The organism is Beijerinckiaceae bacterium (assembly GCA_004564215.1).
Taxonomy (GTDB): Bacteria; Pseudomonadota; Alphaproteobacteria; order Rhizobiales; family Beijerinckiaceae; genus Methylocapsa.
Genome location: CP024846.1, coordinates 46,394 through 67,425 on the forward strand (window position 1 = coordinate 46,394; position 21,032 = coordinate 67,425).

Annotated in this window: 13 protein-coding genes; 10 read left to right on the forward strand and 3 right to left on the reverse strand. The window is 58.8% G+C overall.

Annotated features, from left to right (window positions below):
- The first annotated feature begins 266 nt into the window (after positions 1–266).
- The 9 genes from CU048_00175 to CU048_00215 all read left to right on the forward strand — a co-directional run bounded on the left by CU048_00175 (position 267) and on the right by CU048_00215 (position 10,373).
- Positions 267–590 (forward strand): septation inhibitor protein, encoded by a 324-nt coding sequence (locus tag CU048_00175; GenBank protein ID QBR69957.1) that lies wholly within the window; start codon positions 267–269, stop codon positions 588–590.
- Between the two features lie 144 nt (positions 591–734).
- On the forward strand, positions 735–1,970 hold the full coding sequence (locus CU048_00180) for an MFS transporter (GenBank protein ID QBR69958.1): 1,236 nt from the start codon (positions 735–737) through the stop codon (positions 1,968–1,970).
- Positions 1,967–3,199, forward strand: a complete 1,233-nt coding sequence (locus CU048_00185) for an anion transporter (protein QBR69959.1) — start codon at positions 1,967–1,969, stop codon at positions 3,197–3,199. Before CU048_00180 ends, CU048_00185 begins: the two co-directional genes overlap by 4 nt.
- 193 nt (positions 3,200–3,392) lie before the next feature.
- Complete coding sequence (pdhA, locus tag CU048_00190; GenBank protein QBR69960.1) at positions 3,393–4,427, forward strand: pyruvate dehydrogenase (acetyl-transferring) E1 component subunit alpha; 1,035 nt, start codon at positions 3,393–3,395, stop codon at positions 4,425–4,427.
- 44 nt (positions 4,428–4,471) lie between these two features.
- Entirely contained in the window at positions 4,472–5,926 is a 1,455-nt protein-coding gene (locus tag CU048_00195; protein ID QBR69961.1) for a pyruvate dehydrogenase complex E1 component subunit beta, read from the forward strand.
- Between the two features lie 26 nt (positions 5,927–5,952).
- Positions 5,953–7,308 carry a pyruvate dehydrogenase complex dihydrolipoamide acetyltransferase gene (locus CU048_00200; protein QBR69962.1) on the forward strand — a complete coding sequence of 452 codons (1,356 nt, stop codon included), beginning with the start codon at positions 5,953–5,955 and terminating at the stop codon, positions 7,306–7,308.
- Between the two features lie 54 nt (positions 7,309–7,362).
- Positions 7,363–8,805 carry a dihydrolipoyl dehydrogenase gene (gene lpdA, locus CU048_00205; protein ID QBR69963.1) on the forward strand — a complete coding sequence of 481 codons (1,443 nt, stop codon included), beginning with the start codon at positions 7,363–7,365 and terminating at the stop codon, positions 8,803–8,805.
- Positions 8,806–8,846: 41 nt separating this feature from the next.
- Positions 8,847–9,830 carry a lipoyl synthase gene (gene lipA / locus CU048_00210; GenBank protein ID QBR69964.1) on the forward strand — a complete coding sequence of 328 codons (984 nt, stop codon included), beginning with the start codon at positions 8,847–8,849 and terminating at the stop codon, positions 9,828–9,830.
- 84 nt (positions 9,831–9,914) lie between these two features.
- Positions 9,915–10,373 carry a ubiquinone-binding protein gene (locus tag CU048_00215; protein QBR69965.1) on the forward strand — a complete coding sequence of 153 codons (459 nt, stop codon included), beginning with the start codon at positions 9,915–9,917 and terminating at the stop codon, positions 10,371–10,373.
- 6 nt (positions 10,374–10,379) lie between these two features.
- On the opposite strand, the gene CU048_00220 is transcribed toward CU048_00215, so the two are convergent.
- Positions 10,380–10,871 (reverse strand): damage-inducible protein CinA, encoded by a 492-nt coding sequence (locus CU048_00220; GenBank protein ID QBR69966.1) that lies wholly within the window; start codon positions 10,869–10,871, stop codon positions 10,380–10,382.
- 121 nt (positions 10,872–10,992) lie between these two features.
- Between CU048_00220 and CU048_00225 the strand changes: the two genes are divergently transcribed.
- Entirely contained in the window at positions 10,993–13,494 is a 2,502-nt protein-coding gene (locus CU048_00225; GenBank protein ID QBR69967.1) for a hypothetical protein, read from the forward strand.
- Positions 13,495–13,512: 18 nt separating this feature from the next.
- Here the strand turns inward: CU048_00225 and pbpC are convergent, their stop codons facing one another.
- Positions 13,513–15,621 carry a penicillin-binding protein 1C gene (gene pbpC, locus CU048_00230; protein ID QBR69968.1) on the reverse strand — a complete coding sequence of 703 codons (2,109 nt, stop codon included), beginning with the start codon at positions 15,619–15,621 and terminating at the stop codon, positions 13,513–13,515.
- Positions 15,618–20,831 (reverse strand): alpha-2-macroglobulin, encoded by a 5,214-nt coding sequence (locus tag CU048_00235; GenBank protein ID QBR72529.1) that lies wholly within the window; start codon positions 20,829–20,831, stop codon positions 15,618–15,620. Before CU048_00235 ends, pbpC begins: the two co-directional genes overlap by 4 nt.
- Positions 20,832–21,032 lie beyond the last annotated feature (201 nt).

The following is a 21,032-nucleotide window of genomic DNA, read 5'->3' on the forward strand; positions in this document are numbered from 1 at the left end:
TTTATCCCCCTGCGGACCTTTTGGTCGCGCTTCAGTTGCCATGGAAAGGCCTCAATCTTCGATGGCTATTCTGGGATAAATGATAAGTAAATATATTTATCACAAATTATTTTATATTATGCTAAACCTTCCGTGACCTTTATCGCCGCGAGATACTCTTAGAACCCGAAAAAACCGGCTGGGCGTTGGGCCGCACCCCAAAACGCAAAGCGAAGCGGGAAATTAAAATTAACCGATCGCTTACCTCGATCCGGCATTCTCTCCCCATGGTCATTTACAGGCGCGTTCGCGCAACGCTTTACCCTTTGCTCCTTTATTTCATATCCGGCTCCGTCGGCGGTTATTTTGTTTGGCATGCCGTGAACGGCGAGCGTGGACTCAAAACCAAGGATGAATACGAACATAAAATCGCAACGCTGCGCGAAGAATTGCAGGTTTTGAAGTCCGAGCATGAATTATGGACTCATAGAAATGAATTATTGTCCGGCCGGGCGATCGATCGGGATCTTTTGGACGAGGAGGCCCGCGCGCTGCTCGGGCGCGTCAGCCGCAACGATCTTGTCGTGTTTCTGCCGAAGCCGCCGAGATGAATTGAACGCATAAACGGATCGCCTTCACCGAGCCCTCAAAGCTTTGCCTCAGTCTTCAAGGGTTCTGAGGTTGATGTTGATCGGGAACTTACACCGCATCGCAAGATTTAAGCGGACGCCGCGCTTGCCGGTCCGGATCAGATTATGCGCCATGAATATTCGCTTGATGCCCTGAATTTTTTCCTGGCGGATGTTCGCCAGGGGCTTGGACCCTATCTGGCGATCTACCTCCTAACTGAGCGGCACTGGGCGGAAGATCAAATCGGCCTCGTGATGTCGATTGCCGCAGTCTCCGGCCTGATCGTCCAGGCTCCTGCGGGCGCCTTGATTGACGTGAGCCATGCCAAAAGAGCGATGATTGTCGCCTCCGCCCTGGTTGTGACTGGCGCCTCGATCATCCTTCCTTTCATGTCTTCCTTTGTGCTCGTCGCTGGATCGCAAGCGGCGGCCGGTGCGGCGGAAGCTTTCTTCGCGCCGACGGTTGCCGCAATCACCATGGGACTCCTGGGATCCCGGGCGTTTACGCGCCGTATAGGCCGCAATGAGTCGTTCAATCATGCCGGCAATGCGTTTGCCGCGACGCTTGCGGGGGTTTGTGCCTGGATGTGGGGGCCGATCGTGGTCTTCTATCTTTTGGCCGCCATGGCTTTGCTTTCGATCGTGAGCGTCCTCACCATTGACGCCAATGCGATCGACTATGATCGCGCCCGTGGCCTTCGCGACGGCCCTTCCGCATCGCATGATAAGCCTTCTGGTCTCAGCGTGCTCATGAGCAGCCGAAGCCTCATGATCTTTTGCTTTTGCTGCGTGATTTTTCATCTTGCCAATGCTGCCATGCTGCCGCTGGTCGGTCAAAAATTGGCTTTGCAGGACAGGAACCAAGGCACCGCCCTTATGTCGGCTTGTATCGTCGCAGCTCAGATCGTCATGGTGCCTATGGCAGTGCTGGTCGGGCGAAGGGCGGATATTTGGGGCCGCAAGCCTTTATTTCTCGCTGGATTCGCCATTCTGTCCTTGCGCGGCTTTCTCTACCCTCTGTCGGATGATCGCTATTGGCTGTTTGCGGTCCAATCTCTCGATGGAGTTGGGGCAGGACTTTATGGTGCACTTTTTCCTCTCATCGTCGCGGATCTGACGCGCGGAACCGGCCATTTCAATCTGGCCCAAGGAGCCGTGATTACCGCGCAAGGCATTGGCGCTGCGCTTAGCACAGCTTTGGCCGGACTCGTCGTGGTACACGCGGGCTATTCCGCCGCATTTCTCGTTTTGGCCGGTATAGCAGCCGCAGGATTTCTTTTGTATTTTTTCGGCATGCCGGAAACACGTGACCTTGCCGAAGGGGAACCGGACCAAATCGCTACTGCGGCTCAAACCCGATGAACTTGGCATCGCTCGACTTGCGGACGCTTGCCACGGTCGCGATCTTCATTGCGACCTATACAGGGGTCGCTCTTGGCCGTATCCCTGGATTTCGGATCGATCGTGCGGGTATTGCGCTGGTCGGCGCCAGCTTGATGATCGCGCTCGGCACCTTAAGCCTTGAGGAGGCATTCAAAGCCGTCGACCTCAACGCCATCGTTCTTCTGTTGGGCATGATGATCATTGTCGCGCAATTGCGAGTCTCGGGCTTTTTCGATCTCGTGACCAGATTTTCCATCCGCCGCGCGCCGGGACCGATTGTGCTGCTCACCGCGGTCGTCATGGTGACAGGGTTTTTTTCTGCTTTTCTGGTCAATGACGCGATTTGCCTAGTCATGGCGCCCCTTGTCATCGACGTCACGCGCGCCTTGCGGCGAAATCCGGTTCCCTATCTGCTCGCCGTGGCGATGGCGTCGAACGCGGGCAGTGCCGCGACCTTCACCGGCAATCCCCAGAACATGATCATCGGCGTCACGTCGCATCTGCCCTACGCCGAATTCTTCCTCCACCTTGCTCCGGCCGCGGCGGTTGCACTCCTGCTGACCATCGGCTTGGTTGGCGTCCTTCATCGGCAGGAATTTTCAACCTCTTTTGCCTCAGCCGCGCAAGAACTGAAACCGCGCCGGCGGTCCTGGCAGCTCGCCAAGGGTCTGCTCGTGACTCTGGCGGTGATCGTCAGTTTTTTTGCAGGCGTTCCCATCGCCGAGGCGGCGCTGATCGGCGGTTCGCTGCTGCTTTTGTCGCGCTCTGTCAAACCGCGCAGAATCTATTCCGGAATCGATGGCGGACTTCTGCTGATGTTCGCCGGGCTTTTTGTTATCGTCGCGGGTGCCGAAAAAATGCTTTTGACACCGCAGCTCACCGCCGCTGTGCAGCAGCTTCATTTGGCAAATCCCTGGATTTTGTCGGGGTCGACGGCTCTTCTGTCGAACCTCGTCAGCAATGTGCCAGCGGTTTTGATTCTCAAGCCATTCGTCGTGGACCTCCCGGATCCGGACAAAGCCTGGCAGATTGTCGCGATGAGTTCGACATTTGCCGGCAACCTCACCTTGATCGGCTCGGTCGCAAATCTGATTGTCGCCGAGCGGGCCAAGCAAGCTGGAATAACGCTTTCCTTTCTTGCGTATGGGCGGATCGGCCTACCATTAACCTTGGCGAGCCTCGGGTTTGGAACCTGGTGGCTCGCGTGACGAGATCACGACGAAATGATTGTTTCCGAGCCCCGGCCGCTTCTCGCATAAGTGGAACCGGCCCAAAGATCAGCTTTAGCCCTTAATTTCTGGTGGCGTTGGCGGTTGAACCCTGGCCGGAGGGCTCGCTTTCCGTCCGCCGCTGCGCTATTTTTGGATTTCAGCCGGCTCCGGCGTCGCAAAGGGGCTTTTCATGGCCACCGGATCTACGAGCGCCCGCGGGAAACCCGCGCCGCGCAAATCGCAAAACGCGCCCGCGAACGGTGCCTCTTTCAGCAAGGAAGAGGAACTGAGCGCCTATCGCAATATGCTGCTCATCCGCCGCTTCGAGGAAAAGGCCGGGCAGATGTATGGCATGGGGCTGATTGGCGGTTTCTGCCATCTCTATATAGGCCAGGAAGCCGTGGTCACCGGAGTGAAGATGGCGGCGGCCAATGGCGATCAGACGATCACCAGCTATCGTGATCACGGCCATATGCTCGCCTGCGGCATGGACCCCAAGGCCGTCATGGCGGAATTGACCGGGCGGGCGAGTGGCGCCTCGAAGGGCAAAGGCGGTTCCATGCACATGTTTTCCAAGGCCGAGAATTTTTATGGCGGCCACGGCATCGTCGGTGCGCAGGTGCCTTTGGGGAGCGGTCTTGCCTTCGCCAATCGCTATCGCGGCAACAAGAACATTTGCTTCACTTATTTCGGGGACGGCGCGGCGAATCAGGGCCAAGTCTATGAGAGCTTCAACATGGCCGAACTCTGGAAACTGCCGGTCGTCTATATTATCGAGAATAATCTTTATGCCATGGGCACCTCGGTTGCGCGGTCTTCCGCCCAGCCCAATTTCTCCAAGCGCGGCCAGTCCTTCAATATTCCCGGCGAACAGGTGGACGGCATGGATGTACGCGCGGTTAAAGCCGCCGCCACCCGCGCCGCCGAATGGTGTCGAGCCGGCAACGGTCCGATCATCCTCGATATGCAAACCTATCGCTATCGCGGGCATTCCATGTCGGATCCGGCGAAATATCGGTCGAAGGACGAGGTACAGAAGATGCGCACGGAGCATGATCCGATCGAGCAGGTCCGCGCGCGCTTGCTGGCCAATCAGCAGGCGAGCGAAGACGATCTGAAAAAGATCGATGCGGAGGTCCGCGCGATCGTTGCCGAGGCTGCGGATTTCGCCTCGCATGAACCGGAGCCGGATCCGGCCGAGCTGTGGACCGACGTCTCGAAATGAGCGGGCAGAACTAAACGGCAAGTCAGTTCGACTGAGGACAATCAATGGCGACCAACATTCTCATGCCCGCGCTTTCGCCGACGATGGAGCAAGGTAAGCTCTCGAAATGGCTGAAAAAAGAGGGTGACTCGGTCCGCTCGGGCGATGTCCTCGCCGAGATTGAAACGGACAAGGCGACGATGGAGGTGGAAGCCATCGACGATGGCACGCTTTCCAAGATTCTGGTTCCGGGCGGAACCGACAATGTCGCGGTCAACACCCCGATCGCCGTCATTACGGGGGAGGGGGAGGACGCCGCGACAGCCCCGCCCGCAGCGGCCTCGCCCAAAACCCAGCCGCATGAATCCGGTGACGACCAAAAGCCTGCCGTTCGCGGCAACGGGCCAGATCGCGCCAGCAAGAGTGATGGCGAAGCGGGGGAAACGCCGAAGGTTTCAGCAAAGCCGTTAGCCAATGCGCCCGTTGCGCCGAAACCTTCACTCGACGTATCGGCTGAGGAAATTCCTGCCGGCACCGAGATGGTAATGCTTACCGTGCGCGAGGCCTTGCGCGATGCCATGGCGGAGGAAATGCGCCGCGATGACCGCGTTTTCATTATCGGCGAAGAGGTTGCGGAGTACCAGGGTGCCTACAAGGTCACGCAAGGATTGTTACAGGAATTTGGCGAAAGACGCGTGGTCGATACGCCGATTACCGAGCATGGTTTTACTGGCCTTGGCATCGGCGCGGCCTTGGCCGGCTTGCGCCCGATCGTCGAGTTCATGACCTTTAATTTCGCCATGCAGGCGATGGATCAGATCATCAATTCCGCCGCCAAGACCCATTATATGTCGGGCGGCCAGATGGAAATTCCGATTGTGTTTCGTGGTCCGAATGGGGCAGCCGCGCGGGTGGCCGCGCAACACAGCCAGGATTATGCCGCCTGGTTCTCTCATATTCCAGGGTTGAAGGTCGTCATGCCCTACACGGCGGCGGACGCCAAGGGGCTTTTGAAAAGCGCCATCCGGGATCCGAACCCGGTGATTTTCCTCGAGAACGAAATTCTATATGGGCATACGTTCGAGGTGCCCAAGCTCGACGATTTCCTGGTGCCCATCGGCAAGGCACGCATCGCGCGCGCGGGCAAGGACGTCACCATCGTCTCCTTCGGCATGGGCATGGTTTACGCCATGAAAGCTGCAGCCGAGCTTGAACAGCAAGGGATCGACGCGGAAGTCATTGACCTTCGCACCCTCCGGCCTATGGACAGCGCGGCGATTATCGAATCCGTGAAAAAAACCGGGCGTTGCGTGAGCGTTGAGGAGGGCTGGCCGCAAAGCGGTGTGGGCGCCGAGATCATCGCCAAGATCATGGAACAAGCCTTCGATTATCTCGATGCTCCGGTGGTTCGGATTTGCGGCAAGGATGTTCCGATGCCCTACGCGGCGAATTTGGAAAAACTGGCTCTGCCGAATGTCGGTGAGGTTGTCGCGGCGGCGAAAGCGGTTTGTTACCGCTGACGCCCAAATAGAGGTGATCCCTTTTCATGCCGATCGACATTCTGATGCCAGCCCTTTCGCCGACGATGGAAAAAGGCAACCTCAGCCGCTGGCTCAAAAAAGAGGGCGATAAGATCAGTCCCGGCGACGTGATCGCCGAGATCGAGACTGACAAGGCGACGATGGAAGTCGAAGCGATCGATGAAGGCGTGCTCGCCAAAATCGTAGTCCCGGAAGGAACCGCCGATGTGCCGGTCAACGATGTGATCGGCTTGATCGCGGGCGAGGGAGAAGACGCCAAGACCGTCGCATCAACAAAAAGAGAGCGGCAGTCCGCGCCAACGACCACGACCACGCCGAGTCCGCAACAAATTGAATCCGCAGGGCAAGCCGTTGCTCGCCAAGAGCCGTCGTTGCCGGCGCCTCTCCCATCAGCGCCATCGGCTATTCCGACCATGGTCAATGGTCAGCCCGGACCCCGCATGTTCGCTACGCCGCTTGCGCGCCGGATCGCCAAAGACTCTGGCCTCGACCTTGCCTTGGTCAAGGGTTCGGGGCCGCATGGTCGGATCATCGAGCGCGACGTGAAAGCAGCCCTTGCTCAAGCGCCGGCCGCCCTCCGAGCTCCAGAACCGGCAATTGTTCCGCAGCAAGTGCCGGCTCTCTCGGACGACCTCATCAGAAAGAATTTCATCGCCGGCTCTTTTGAGGAAGTGCCGCATGATCAGATGCGCAAGATCATTGCGCAGAGGCTGATTGAAGCCAGCCGCACGATCCCGCATTTCTATCTTTCCGCCGATTGCGAACTCGATGCTTTGATGAGTCTACGCGCAGCCATCAACGCGGCGGCGCTCAAGGACAAGGATGGCACGCCCGCTTACAAAATCTCGGTCAATGATTTCATCGTCAAGGCCCTGGCGTTGGCGCTGATCCGCATTCCCGACGCCAATGTGACTTGGACCGAGACGGCGATGCTGAAGCACAAGCACGCCGATGTCGGTGTCGCGGTGGCCATCCCCGGCGGGCTCATCACGCCGATTGTCCGCGCGGCCGAGACCAAAAGTCTGTCGGCGATTTCAAGTGAAATGAAGGATTATTCGGCCCGTGCGCATGCGCGCAAATTGAAGCCAGAGGAATATCAGGGGGGCGCCTCCGCAGTCTCCAATCTCGGCATGTTCGGCATCAAGAATTTTTCCGCCATCATCAATCCGCCGCAAGCGACGATCCTTGCTGTCGGCGCCGCCGAGCAGCGGGTGATCGTGAAGGATGGCGCCCCGGCGGTTGTCACGCTCATGAGCGTGACGCTGTCCTGCGATCATCGGGCGGTAGATGGCGCACTTGGTGCGCGGCTTCTGGCCGCATTCAAACACATGATCGAAAATCCGGCGGGGATGCTGGTGTGATGACCCTTCCAAGCCCTTTGACGCCATCGGCAGGAAATCAGCGGGGCAATCCCCATGGCTGACCCCTATGACGTCCTGATCATTGGCGGCGGTCCGGGCGGCTATGTCGCGGCGATCCGTGCGGGCCAGCTCGGCTTCAGGACTGCCGTCGTCGAACGTGAACATTTGGGAGGCATCTGCCTGAACTGGGGCTGTATTCCGACCAAGGCCTTGTTGCGCTCTGCAGAGATTTTTCAATATCTTAATCATGCGAAAGACTTTGGCCTCACAATCGAGGGCAAGATCGGCTTCGACCCTGCCGCGGTCGTGAAGCGATCGAGAGCCGTCTCGGCGCAATTGAACAGCGGCGTCGGTTATCTCCTTAAGAAGAACAAGGTCGATGTGATTTGGGGCGAAGCGGTGATTACGAAGCCCGGCGAGGTCCTGGTCGAAGTCTCCAAAAAGCCCGCGATGCAACCGCCGAATCCGGTTCCCAAGGGCGTTCTGGGGCCCGGCACCTATTCCGCCAAGCACATCATTGTTGCGACCGGCGCGAGGCCGCGCGTCATCCCTGGCATAGAGCCGGACGGAAAACTCATCTGGACCTATTTCGAGGCCATGGTGCCGGAGAAGTTTCCAAAAACCCTGATCGTGATGGGGTCCGGCGCGATCGGGATCGAATTTGCGTCCTTCTACCGCAGCATGGGCACGGAAGTGACCGTCGTCGAAATTCTGCCTCAGATTCTTCCCGCCGAGGATGTGGAGATCGCGGCACACGCCCGCAAGCGTTTTGAAAAACAGGGCATCAAAATCCTGACATCGACCAAAGCGACGAAGATCGACAAAAAGACGGACAGTGTGACCGCCACCATCGAGGACGCAAAGGGCGGGACGCGGACATTGGAAGCCGAACGCTTGATTTCCGCGGTGGGCGTCACGGGAAATGTCGAGAATCTCCGGCTCGAAAAGCTCGGGGTGAAAATGGAGCGCGGAACCATCGCGGTGGACGACATGGGGCGCAGCAATGTGGCGAGGCTTTACGCCATAGGAGATGTCGCCGGGCCGCCCATGCTGGCGCACAAGGCCGAGCACGAAGGCGTGATCTGCGTCGAGGCGATCAAAGGCCTGGCGCCGCACGCCATTGACAAGAACATGATCCCGGGCTGCACCTATTGCACGCCGCAGATCGCTTCGGTGGGCCTCAGTGAATCGAAGGCTAAAGAGGCGGGGTACGACGTTCGGATCGGCCGGTTTCCCTTTATCGGAAGTGGCAAGGCGATCGCGCTTGGCGAACCCGACGGGCTCGTCAAAACTATTTTCGATGCGAAAAGCGGAAAGCTTCTCGGTGCCCATATGGTTGGGGCCGAGGTTACGGAGCTGATCCAGGGCTTTGTCGTCGCCATGAATTGCGAGACGACCGAGGCCGAACTCATCAATTCGATTTTCCCGCATCCGACACTATCGGAAACGATGCATGAAAGCGTCCTTGATGCTTATGGGCGGGCCATCCATATCTAAGCTTGCTCTAGCTGCCTGGAGCTAAAAAGTTAGGTCGTCAAATGTCCGATACAGCCGATCTGCTGGACACGCATGGCGCGCCTGAGGCGGGGCCGCGTCATCCTGAAAAGGCGCATCGTCCCGACCAGCCCGTGGCGCGCAAGCCAGATTGGATCAGGGTCAAGGCGCCGGGCTCGGTCCGATGGTCGGAAACCCAAAAGATCGTCAAGGAGCATCGGCTTGTCACCGTTTGCGAGGAGGCGAGCTGTCCAAACATCGGCGAATGCTGGGAGAAAAAACACGCAACCTTCATGATCATGGGGGACACCTGCACCCGCGCTTGCGCGTTCTGCAATGTCAAAACGGGCCTTCCCGGCGCCCTTGACCGAAACGAGCCCGCCCGTATCGCCGATGCGGTCGCAAAACTCGGGCTCGCCCATGTCGTGATCACCTCGGTCGATCGGGACGATCTCGCCGACGGGGGGGCGCAACATTTCGCCGAGGTCATCAAGGCGATCCACGCGACCAGCGGCAAGACCACGATCGAGGTCTTGACCCCGGATTTTTTGCGCAAAACCGAAGCACTCGAAATCGTTGTTGCGGCGAAACCGGACGTCTTCAACCATAACCTTGAAACAGTCGCCTCGAAATATCTCGAAGTGCGCCCCGGAGCGCGGTATTTTCACTCGATCCGGCTCCTCCAGCGGGTCAAGGAGATCGATCCCGAAATCTTCACCAAATCCGGAATGATGCTTGGGCTTGGCGAGGAACGCCATGAAGTCCTTCAGCTGATGGACGATCTGCGCACCGCTGATGTGGATTTCCTCACTATGGGCCAATATTTGCAGCCCACCCGGAAACATCATGCCGTCGCGCGGTTTGTGACGCCGGCAGAATTTGACGCCTATGCCGAGGTCGCGCGTGCGAAGGGCTTTCTGTTAGTGTCCGCATCGCCCTTGACCCGCTCCTCGCATCACGCGGGGGAGGACTTCATCAAATTGAAAGCGCAGCGCTTGGGCCTTGCGGGAGTGGCTCCGAGCCGCTAGAGCAGTCTCGTTTTCCTAGCATGCCCCTTGGGCCGATCGCCCCGGAGCCTTGGCATGTCCTGTAAACCGATGTTGTGACGGCGGATGCCATCCTTTCAAACCACCCATCGGGTCCGCCATAGCGCGTCCGAAATGTTCGATCTGGTCGCCGACATCGAATCCTATCCGGAGTTCGTACCCCTATGTGTCGCCTTGCGGGTACGCCGGCGGAAGGAAGAGGAGGGGATCCTCACCTTGGTCGCCGATATGGAGGTTGGCTACAAAGCCATTCACGAGACCTTCACAAGCCGGGTCACCTGCGAGCGTTCCAAGCTGGCGATTCTGGTCGAATATATCGACGGGCCCTTTAAACATTTGGAAAACAACTGGACCTTTCGGGATCAAGGCGAAGGTCGCGCGTGCCTCATCGAATTCAGGATCAATTACGAATTCAGGAACCGCGCGCTCGGGCTCCTCATGGGCGGAATGTTCGATGCGGCATTTCACAAATTCGCCGAAGCTTTCGAGCGGCGCGCCGATCGCGTGTATGGAAAGTCCCGATAGGTTCGCTCAGCCGGAGGCGTCGAATAACAGTTCGATCGCGGCGGCAAGCGCGGCGGAGCGCACTCCATCTCGGCCAAGGTTGCCGAAGCGCCTCTCCGCGGTGATAATGACGCCGCTTTTGCGTGCGAGACCGAAATGAACGAGGCCGATCGGTTTTTCAGCTGAGCCGCCGCCGGGTCCCGCGACTCCCGTGATCGACAACGCTATGTCGGCCCGCGCATGGGAAAGAGTGCCTTCGGCCATGGCTTTTGCGACCTCCGGACTGACGGCGCCAAATTGTTCTATCAGTGCCGGTGGCACACCCAGACATTCTACTTTCGCGGCATTCGAGTAAGTGACGAAGCCTCGCTCAAAAACCAGGGACGAGCCGGGGATGGCAGTTATCAGAGCCGCGACGAGTCCGCCCGTGCAGGATTCCGCCGTAGCCAGGGTCTGCTCCTTTGCGTGGCATTGCGCGAGGAGTGCCGCTGTGCGGCTGAGGAGCGCCTCAGAAAACATTCAACCCCCGCTGGCGAAACCGCCTGCATCAAGTGGCAAAGTTTGGACGGCTCAGTCTATGTTGCATGAGCCGCCGTCGAATGTAACACAAATGAGGCATGAGGCGTTGCGGTCTTCAGTCATGGGGTTTTTTCAAAGCCGGATTTGTAAAGGGCGGGGGAGCTTGCACCGTCTTCCGATATGCCTGCCTTTGCTTTGCTTGTTTCCTGTGAACATCGCTTGGGCGGCCCCGGTCATTTACAACCAGCCCTTCTCTGCGAAAGCGGGAGACATCGTGAATTTGCTGGGAAGCGGATTTGGGACTGCGCCCAAAATCATTTTCAAGCCTGCGCATCGTCCCGCTGCAATCCCGGTAAGAATTATCCGGGCGGACGAGAATCTCATCGCCTTTGAAGTGCCGAAAAGCCAACCGTTCGACATATATGCGATTTCGGTCTCCGACGGTAAGACGACAAGTGTCCCAGTTTCCATCAACACACCTTGCGCGACGCATTTTGATACGCCTGAAATTGGAAGCAAAAACCGTTTCCGCATTTTTGGGCATAATTTGCATGTGCCGGCAGCCGCGCCGACAGTGGCGTTCATAGATCCAAAAACAAATGCGAGCCTGTCGGCAATTGTCGATGTCGCCGCGAGCGATGCCTACAGTCTGGCCGTTGTGGCGCCAGAAAATATTGTGCCTGGCGCTTCTTATCGGCTTGTGGTTTCGAACGGACTCGCATCATCGCCGGTCGAAAAAACGCTCTTGGGACGTCCGCCGGCAGGAGAGGATCATTTTAAGCTCGGCGTGCCCTGGGGGGCGGATTTTATTTACTGGGATGGTCCAGCCTACCAGGCCGGAGCGACGAGAAACAGCCAGGCCGACCATCACCTGTTCGACGTCACCAGTGATCCCGCTTTAAAGCGCCATGCGCTGGGCGATGGCATTGCGGACGACCGGCCAGCCATTCAAGCCGCCATCGACCTCGCTGCTGCCCATGGCGGCGTCGTCTATTTGCCGGCGGGGCGCTATCGGCTCGCGTCGCTGACCAATACCAATGGGCTCACCCTGAAATCGAATGTGGTTCTTCAGGGACATAGCGCCAGCGACACGACCATTCTTTATGGTCCATCCGAACCGCAAGCTGCAGGATATTCATTCAAAGGGATTGAATGGCCCGCGAACACGAAAAACTCCGGGATTGCGGATCTTTCGCTCCAGAACATCGACAACACAAGCCAGAAAGTGAGCAATGCGGTAGCCAAAAGCCCGTCCCAGAATCTATTCATCGCGCGGGTGAATTGGGATCTCGGCAGCGGAATTTTTATTCTCATGCAAGGGGTCGACAAGCTCGTCGTAACCGACTCGACGTTCCGCCAATCCGCCAACAGCCAATTTCCAAATATTGATTTTCGCGGCAACAGCGGTGTCGGGCCGATCTATCTGTGGAATGTAAGCAATGCGATTTTTCGAAATAACAAGATTTCCTGGGCCTCGGGCCAAAATTCATTCAAGGACGTCGACAGTGCCGTAATCGAAGGCAATCATTTCACGCGCAATGCATCCGACCAGATCGTGGCTGGCTCTGAGAATCTTTCCTGGGCGCAGGGCGATCAAAAAATTGCCGTGGGAGACGTCATTCAACGCAGCGAGGGGCGCCAGCTCTCTTTGAATTTCGCCAAGAATGTTGCCGTTCAAAACAATGTTTTCGATGTCTCGGACGGGGTCTTGAAGCATAATTGGTATGACGGCGAGACGCTTTTGAGTGAAGGCGGAGGAGCCTCGCACAAGCACGATGTAGGCACGGCAACGGCAGCCGGCGATTTGACCATTACCGACGATTCCAAATGCGCGGGTGCATGCACGTGGGGCTATTCCGCTAACTCAATGATTGCGATTGTGAGCGGCAAGGGCTGGGGCCAATGGCGCCGGATCGTTGCGCAAAGCGGCAATAGTTTTACGGTCGATAGGTCCTGGGACGTCGTTCCGGAGGCGGGCGACCATTTCTCGATTTTCGAGCCGTCGTATGAGAATGTTTTGATCCGCAACAATCTGATGCAGGATAATCCCGCCGGAATCTTATTATACCACGCCGCCTTCCTAAATGTTTCCATCATCGCCAATACCTTGATGGACAATGGTGGTATTTTTCTGCGGGGAGATCAAAGAAAAGGCTCGATCGGGGCCATGAGAAATATTGAAATCATTGGGAACACTCTAAAAAATACGAAAGGCCAATTCCCTTCCTATATCGTTGCCGAGTTTGCCTTGATTGCCCCCAATGCGATTTGGGGGACCAATATCGACAGCGTCGTGGTGCGCAATAATACGCTCTTCGCCCGCCCGGGAACGCCGACCTATCTCTTTCCGGAAGGCTATATGAGCGTGGTTCAATACCAAGCAGGTGGGGCTGGGTTTTCGCCAGATAGCGCGGCCCCTGCGATCGCGGGCATGGTCTTCCAGGGCAACAATTGCAACAAGTGCCCGGTCGCCTACACACTTAGCACGGGCGATAGCGGCACGATCATCTGGGGTGCCATCGCCGGCGATGCCGCAAGCGCGCCGCGTCAATTTCTTCTCGACAAGAAGATAGCGAATACGGCCAAGGAAGCGTCCGTGGGGACAGTCGTTGGCGGTGATTAGATCAACGCGTGGGTAAGTCTATTCGAGGCGGACCATCACGCTATCCGTTGCACCTTGGGCATCCATGACCGAAACGCGCACGAAGCCCGCCCCATCTGGAGTCCAGCTCGTTTGACGGCGAAGGTCCGGGTTTCCCACCGGCGCACCGTTGATGATCCATGTCAGCGGCAGAACGCCTCCTTCCGCTTTCAAGGCGAGTCGTGCGTTAGGCTCGGGCGGTTGCGCGGCATGATCATGCAAGCCGAGATCGACTCGCGCTCCATCTGGCGGGAAGGCGATCTTCACGCGCGCGGCTGACGCGGCGGCAAGAGCCCTGGGCGCATCCTTGCGCAGACGCCGCAGGGGTGGGGGAAGCGTAGAGGTGCGGCCGGACAGGGTATCGGGCGGCGGGGCGGGAAATTCGTGCTCGGCGCCAAGCCTCGTGAACGCATCGAACAGGACCGGGGCGGCGGCCTGCCGCCCGACCAGCCCGAAGACCGCGCCGTTATCCGGCCGCCCTAGCCAGACGGCAATCGTATGCGCCTTGTCGAAACCGATGGCGAAAGCGTCGCGATATCCATAGGAGGTCCCGGTTTTGAAGGCGATGCGCCCATAAGGTGCGTTGAGCGGCGGCGGCGCGCCGCGCAGAATATCGGCGACATACCAGCTCGCGACTGGCCCGGTCAGGTGGCGTGTTTCGGCATCCGCGGTCGCCTTGTCCCGCGCGATTTCAGTCAGGGTGGGAACATTTCCACCGCGTGCCAGACCTGTATAAAGCGCTGCGAGATCGCGAAGGGTGATTCCAAGACCGCCTAGAGCGGTCGCAAGCCCTGGGGCGGAGTCATCGGGCAGCCTGATTTGCGCGCCGGCGTTGCGGAGACGCGCGATGAAATGGGCCGGGCCGATCTCGGCGAGCAATTCGACCGCAGGCAGATTCAAGGACAATTGGAGTGCGTGCCGGGCGGTCACCGTGCCCTGAAAATTGTGATCGAAATTTTCCGGCGCATAGATTCCATAGCGGGTCGGCCGATCGTCCAAAATGGTTTCGGGGTGGGCGATCCCATTTTCAAAGGCGAAGGCATAAATCAAAGGTTTCAATGCGGAGCCGGGAGAGCGGATGGCCTCTGTCATATCGATCGACCCGGCACGGTCTTGCGAAAAATAATCCGCGGTGCCGACATGAGCCCGAATCTCACCGTTTGCATTGTCAACGACCAGGATCGCGCAAGACAGGGTCGGCCCCAGCGCCGCCGCCGCCGTATGCGCCAAATCCTCAAGCGAGGCTTGGAGTTTGGCATCGAAGGTCAGGCGGTGGACAGGCTGCTGCGGGGCGCGCCGGATGGCCGCCTCGCTGGCATGGGCGGCAAGCATCGGAAACGCCCGCCGACTGGCTGGGACCGTTTCCCGCTTGCCATCGTCACGTTCGGCGGCATTGATCACGCCGCGCGCGAAAGCCCGTTCGAGCACGGTGTCGCGGGCATGACGCGCGGCATCCCGATAACGATCCGGCCGCCGGGTTTCCGGCGATTGCGGCAAAGCCACCAGAAGTGCCGCCTCGGCGACCGACAGCCGCTTGGGCTCATGGCCGAAATAGGCGAGACTCGCCGCTCTCAGACCTTCAATATTGCCGCCATAAGGCGCGAGGACGAGGTAGAGATTTAACACTTCTGTCTTGCTTGTCGTGTGTTCGATCTCGATGGCGCGCAGCATTTGCGCGAGCTTCGCGGAAACGGATTTTTCTCCGCGTGGTTCCAAGAGCTTGGCGACTTGCATGGTCAGCGTCGAGCCGCCGGAAACGATATGGCCTTGTTTTGCCCACTGCAGAGCCGCGCGGCCGAGGCTCAAGAAATCGACGCCGTGATGGGTGCCGAAGCGCTGGTCCTCATACGCGATCAGCATCGCTATAAAGCGGGGATCGACATCAGTGGTTTGGACAGAAAGCCGCCAACGCCCATCTTGGGTCGTGAAGGCGCGCAACAGCTGACCATTGCGGTCGACCACGACGGGTGAAGCTTTCCGCGCCATATCGAGGTCGAGGGGCCCAAGGGATCGGTGGATAAGGGCAAGAGATGTGACGACGCCAAGCAGCGCCAATACAGGGACGAGCGCGGCAATCTTACCAAAATGTTTCCCGTGAAACATTTTCATTTTGGTGCGGTGATGTTGGTGGTTCCAAAAGCTGTACGACCAAATCGTTCCGGGCGGTACATGTCCTCGATGGTTGCGGGCGGAAGAACGTAATGCCCGGGAGTGACCGCGCGTACGATATAGGCAATGGAGAAGGTCGCCTTGTCCTGTCCATTCCGATCGAAGGCGGCGACAAAACGATCATCGCGATATTCGGTGTGCACCGGCTCGACGGTTTTCTTAAGCCAGGACAGGGCCTCAACCGAGCCGCCCTCAAACAGGTCCGGATTGTCGATTTCGAGCCCAGCCGGCAAATGATCGACCAACAGCAGCCGGGCGAACGCCGCTTCGCTTTCAGTGACCGTCAAAGCGACGACAAAGCGGTCGTTCTGCTTGATCGCCGCGTTTGGCGGGATCAGAGTTCCCTCCAGCGAATAATAGGCGCGTTCGATCCGGTAGCCTTGTTGCGCGGCGGGCTCCGGAGTCAGCGGATTGCCGGAGGTGGTCAACACGACGCTCACTGGCGCTTGCCCGTTATTGGCAATCGTGACGGGTTTCTTGTCGAGCGTGGCGCCGGCCCAATGCCGATAGAGGATGCCTTCATGCGGCGCGCCATCGATCGAAAGAGCGATGTTTTCCGCCTTGTCGGAGAGTGCCTCGGCGGCGAGCACCATGAAGGCATCTTCCTGCGTACTGGTCAAAGAGGTTTTCGTTCTTGCGTCTTCAACGACTTTCGATATGCGCTGAATTTCAGCGGCAGGCATTTGGGTTTCGACGCCAAGCGCCAGCACCCCGGCGCCATCGCGCAGACGGGAACCATAGTCGGGGCTCGAATAGAGGGGATTTCCGATCGTGCTCAGACGGTCCGTTGCTTTGGTGAACACAGCCAGCGCGTGCGTGCGGTCCCCTAGAAGGGCCAAGGCCGCGGCGAGCTGGGCGCGGGCGAGGGGCGACTCGAATGAGTCGATCTTAGCGTCGGCGAGATACCTCAAATCGCCCATGACTTGCCGCCCATTCCGCGCGAGAACATAAGCGGCATAAGCGATCGGGGCGCCTTGACCCGCGGCAATATCATTCGAATTGGCGAGCAGATTGCGCAGCCGCTCCAGCGCGGCATCGAATTTTTTCTGCGAAACCTCGAAATGATTTTCCCTCGCGCGGGTCAGGAAATCCGTGACGAAGGCATGCAGCCACATGTCTTCGGAATCCGCCGACGACCAAACACCGAAGGCGCCGTTCGAATCCTGGCGTGCCAGCACCCGTTCGATGGCCTCGCGGATGCGCTGATCGACATTCGGGTCGATCCCAAGCGCGGCGCTCTTGGCAAGTCTGTTCACATAGAGGAGCGGCAGGGCACGGCTGACGATCTGTTCGGTGCAGCCATAGGGGTAACGGTCGAGCGCCTGCAGCAAGGCCGGAACATCTATTCCGGCCAGCTGCGCTACGGCGAGCGAAATCGCCCCGGTGCCGGGCACGAAATCAACCAAAAGGTCATTTGAGACGGTGAGGCTCGCCGTGGGCGCGAGCGTGCGCACCGTTCGGCGATACAGCTCCGAGGTGCCGGGAAGTATGTTAAGTGCGAGCGACTGCGGCGCTTCCAGGGCCGGGCCGGTCAACTTGAGGTCGATGTCGGCGCGGCCGACCCCGGAAGCCGTCACCGGAACTGTCAGCGCCTTGCGTGCCCCGGCATCGAGCTTGAGCTTGCGATGCATAGCATCGGCCTGCGCCGAGATCGGGCCGTGAAGGTCGACATCGAGGGCATAATCTCCAGGCTTTCCCTCGACATTGTCGACCTGAACAAAAAATTGCGATCGATCGCCGAGCGACAGAAAGCGCGGCATAGTTGCCTGAACGACAACCGGATCGCGAACGATGACATCGGTACTGGCGCTGCCTGCCTTGGACTTTGTCCAGGCGACAGCCATGATCCGCAAGGTGCCGTTGAAGGCGGGCAGATCGAAGGTGATCCGCGCCTTGCCATCTGGATCGACCTTGACGACTCCCGAAAAACGCGCCAGCGGCTCCTGCGTGGGGCGTTCGCTGCCGAGATCCGGCGACGCGTCGCCGCCCGACCGGATCGCTCCGCGCGAGCCGAGCATTCCATCGATCAGGAGACCGTAAAGATCGCGGATCTCCGTGCTCAATTGCCGCTGACCGAAAAAATAAGCCCGTGGATCCGGTGTTTCATAATGGGTGAGATTGAGGATGCCCGCATCGACGGCCGCCACGATCACCCTGGCTTCCTCTCCCGGAGCCAGGCCCTTGATGGCAACCGTGATGGTGAGCGGCTCGCGCGGGCGCGCCTTCGCCGGCGGCGAGAGATTGACGTCGAGCTTATGGGCATCGGCGTCGATGGCAAACCAAGCAAGCCCGATGGCCCGGCCCGGCATGCGATTGGCGGCCTTGTCCATCGGCCGATACGCCGACACAACGGCATAGGCGCCAGCGCCCCAATCCGCCGAGACCGGAATTGACTTGACCGTGTCGCCTTCCTTGATATCGAGCGTCGCCAGAGAGTTCAATCCCTCGCCGACAATCGCGATGGTCGCGGTCCCGGCAAACTTCGAAGCGATGCGCAACCGCATCTCCTCGCCCGGCTTGTAATTTGCCTTGTCGAGCGTGACATCGAGGAGATCGGGAGTTTGAGCACTGGCATCGCCCGACCAGCCGCTATCGAATGTAATGCTCGTCGGCTGATCGCTGCTGTTGTCGCTTGCGAGATCGAGCCGGTACTGGCCGAGCCCGACGATGGCGGAAATTTTCGCCGGCGCTTCGGTGGAAAGATCGATCTTTCCGTCCGCTATTCGCTTCGAAGATTTGACCTGCTCGAAATTCCAACGTCCGTCCGCCCGGTACCATTGGTAATCATTGCTGATCCGGTACAGCGACCAGCCGACACCCTTGCGGGCGACGCGCGCACCATCCACACCGACTGCAATAACATCGAAACTCGCCGCAGCGCCGTCACTCAAGGTCGTAAAATTCTTTTTCACGCCGATCAGCCCATTCTTCGGAAGAATTGGCAGGACGAGCGAGCGCTCGATGGCGCGTCCGCCCGGCTCGCCGGCTCGAAGAATGATCTTGGCCTCAAGCGGGCGTGCCGCCGTTACTTCCGGGATGGGCGCCAGGATTTTTGCCGCACCCTTGGCATCGGTCGTCGCGACATCTTCGAGTTCATTGCTGATCGTTTCGAAGGGCTCGTTCTGCAGTCCGGCGACAAAGCCGGTGAGGGCCGGCAATTGCGATTTTTCAGCAGCGTTGATTTGGACGTCGCCGGTGATTTCAAGGTCCGACCCGGCGGCGCCATAGAGGTAACGCGCCACCGCGGCAATCTCGACCGTGCCGCCGGCGCGCGCCGTTGTCGTGGCCGGAGTCAAGGTGAACTCGAGGCGTTCGGGTACATAATCTTCAACGAGAAAACTCGTCTGCCCGACCGCCGCGGCCTTTGGATCGGCAAACGCCTCGATGCGCCACGTTCCGGTTGAGACGCCTGACAAGAGGGGAAGCGCAAAGCTGCGGCCGCCGTCTCCCTGATCCTCGATTTGAGCCCGCTTATATTCGACGCCGTCGGGACGTTTGACTACAAGGGTGAGGGGCAGAGCGGGGACGCCAACACCCAGCCCGTTGCGCAGCAGGGCCGAGATGAAAACCGTCTCGCCGGAGCGGTAAACGCCGCGTTCGGTAAACACCAGCGCATCGAGCGCGGTCGTCGCCGCGCGCCCCTTGACGCCGCGATCGCTGAGGTCGAACGCGCTTTGCGCGAGGTCAAGGAAACCATAATCACCCTTGCCGTCCTCGGCGACGAGCAGGCCGGGAGAAACCCCGCCGGTGCCTCGCGCAAGTCCGGGATCGAAATGGATATGGCCTGTCGCGTCGGTCTTTTTGGTCGATAAAATCTCATTGTCGCGCGCGATCAGGCGCACGTCGGCGCCCTCGATCGGTTGAGCAGTGGCCAAGGAGCGCAGGAAGACGTGGATACCGTCCTTGCCCATGAAGGAGCTAAGTCCGAGGTCCGAGACTATGAACCATTGGGTCGCGGTCGTTTCGCCGCTGTCCTCGTCGCTGGTCGCTGTGGATTGATCATCGGCCGGTTTTGCGACCATGACATAGACGCCGGGATCGAGTTTCGTGACCGCCTCGTTCACCGGGAAAGCGGTTGTCACATCGGCATTGAGTTCGGGGCTCACGTCGAGCGTTCCCGACCAGACTTTTCGGCCGTCCGTGTCGATCAATTGCTTGATACGGTAGGAGGAAAGCTGGGAAAGGAAATCCTCGGACCTGATCGTCGGCAACAGATTGCGATCGCCGATCCGGACGATGTCGATGCCGACCTTGCGTGTATTGACGGAGACGACCGGAATGCCCTCCTGGCCCACCCGTGGCAGAACGTAATTCTTGCCGGTGAAATGCACATGCGGCGAACGATCGCGGACATAGAGTTCGTAATCTGCTGTTTTGAGGAGCGCTTCGCCGGTCGAAGAGGGCAGGCCCTGCCGCAGCACGATCTTGTAATGTTCGCCGTGCTTCAGGCCTTCAACGCAAAGCTGCTGATCCTCGCTGGAGATGGCGGGCGTCGTGAAACCCGACGCCGTCACGAAAGGCGCGAAATCGACCTTGCCGAAGGCAAGCGGCTCGGAAAATTGGAAACACGCGCGGGGAGAAGCCGACTCATTATCGATTTTGTAATCGACGATGCGGAAGCCATGCTTTTCGCGAAGGTCCTCATAGATGGCGCGCACGGCAGGGATGTCCGCGAGATCGAGGCTCGCGTGATAGGCATCGAGCGAGGGACGCCACATGCTTCGCTTCGCGTAGATTTCGCCGAGCCACGCGAGCGCGATGGCCCGCTGTGGCTTATCTGTGGCGCGTTGATAAGCGATATAGGCGGCGGCCGTGCCGGCCTGCATAAGATCGTAATCATCGCCTCCAGCGGCGATCGCGGCGCGCGAATAGGCGAGCCACGCGCCGGCATCCTTTGGATTTGCCGCAACGATCGCGGCGAGATATTTGACCGCCGTTTTGAAATCCTTGCGGGCGAGGACTTGGTCGGCATCCTTGCGTATTTTGGGCAGGGGCTGCGCGGCAAGAGGGCCCAAATCATTGCCGATGTTTTGTTCGAGACGGGTTGCGTCGCTTGTCAGCTCGTCGGTTACGAAGCTCTTCTGCGCTTGGGCGGGAACGGCCCAAAGAAATAGCGCCATGCCGAAGACCAAAAGGGCCGATTTGCGCATTTTTTTCTCGATGAAATAGAGGGAAGGGCAATGATCGATGCTAGCATATTCAGTGTCGTACGCCACGATTCCGTCAGTAATATTTCAGCCGTGGAATATGGCTCGGCTGCAGCTCGTCGACTTTCCGATGGCCCGGTCAGTTTTGGATGCCTTAGGGGTCGGTACGATTTGGAAGATTAGGACCGAAGACCTTCTTTAATC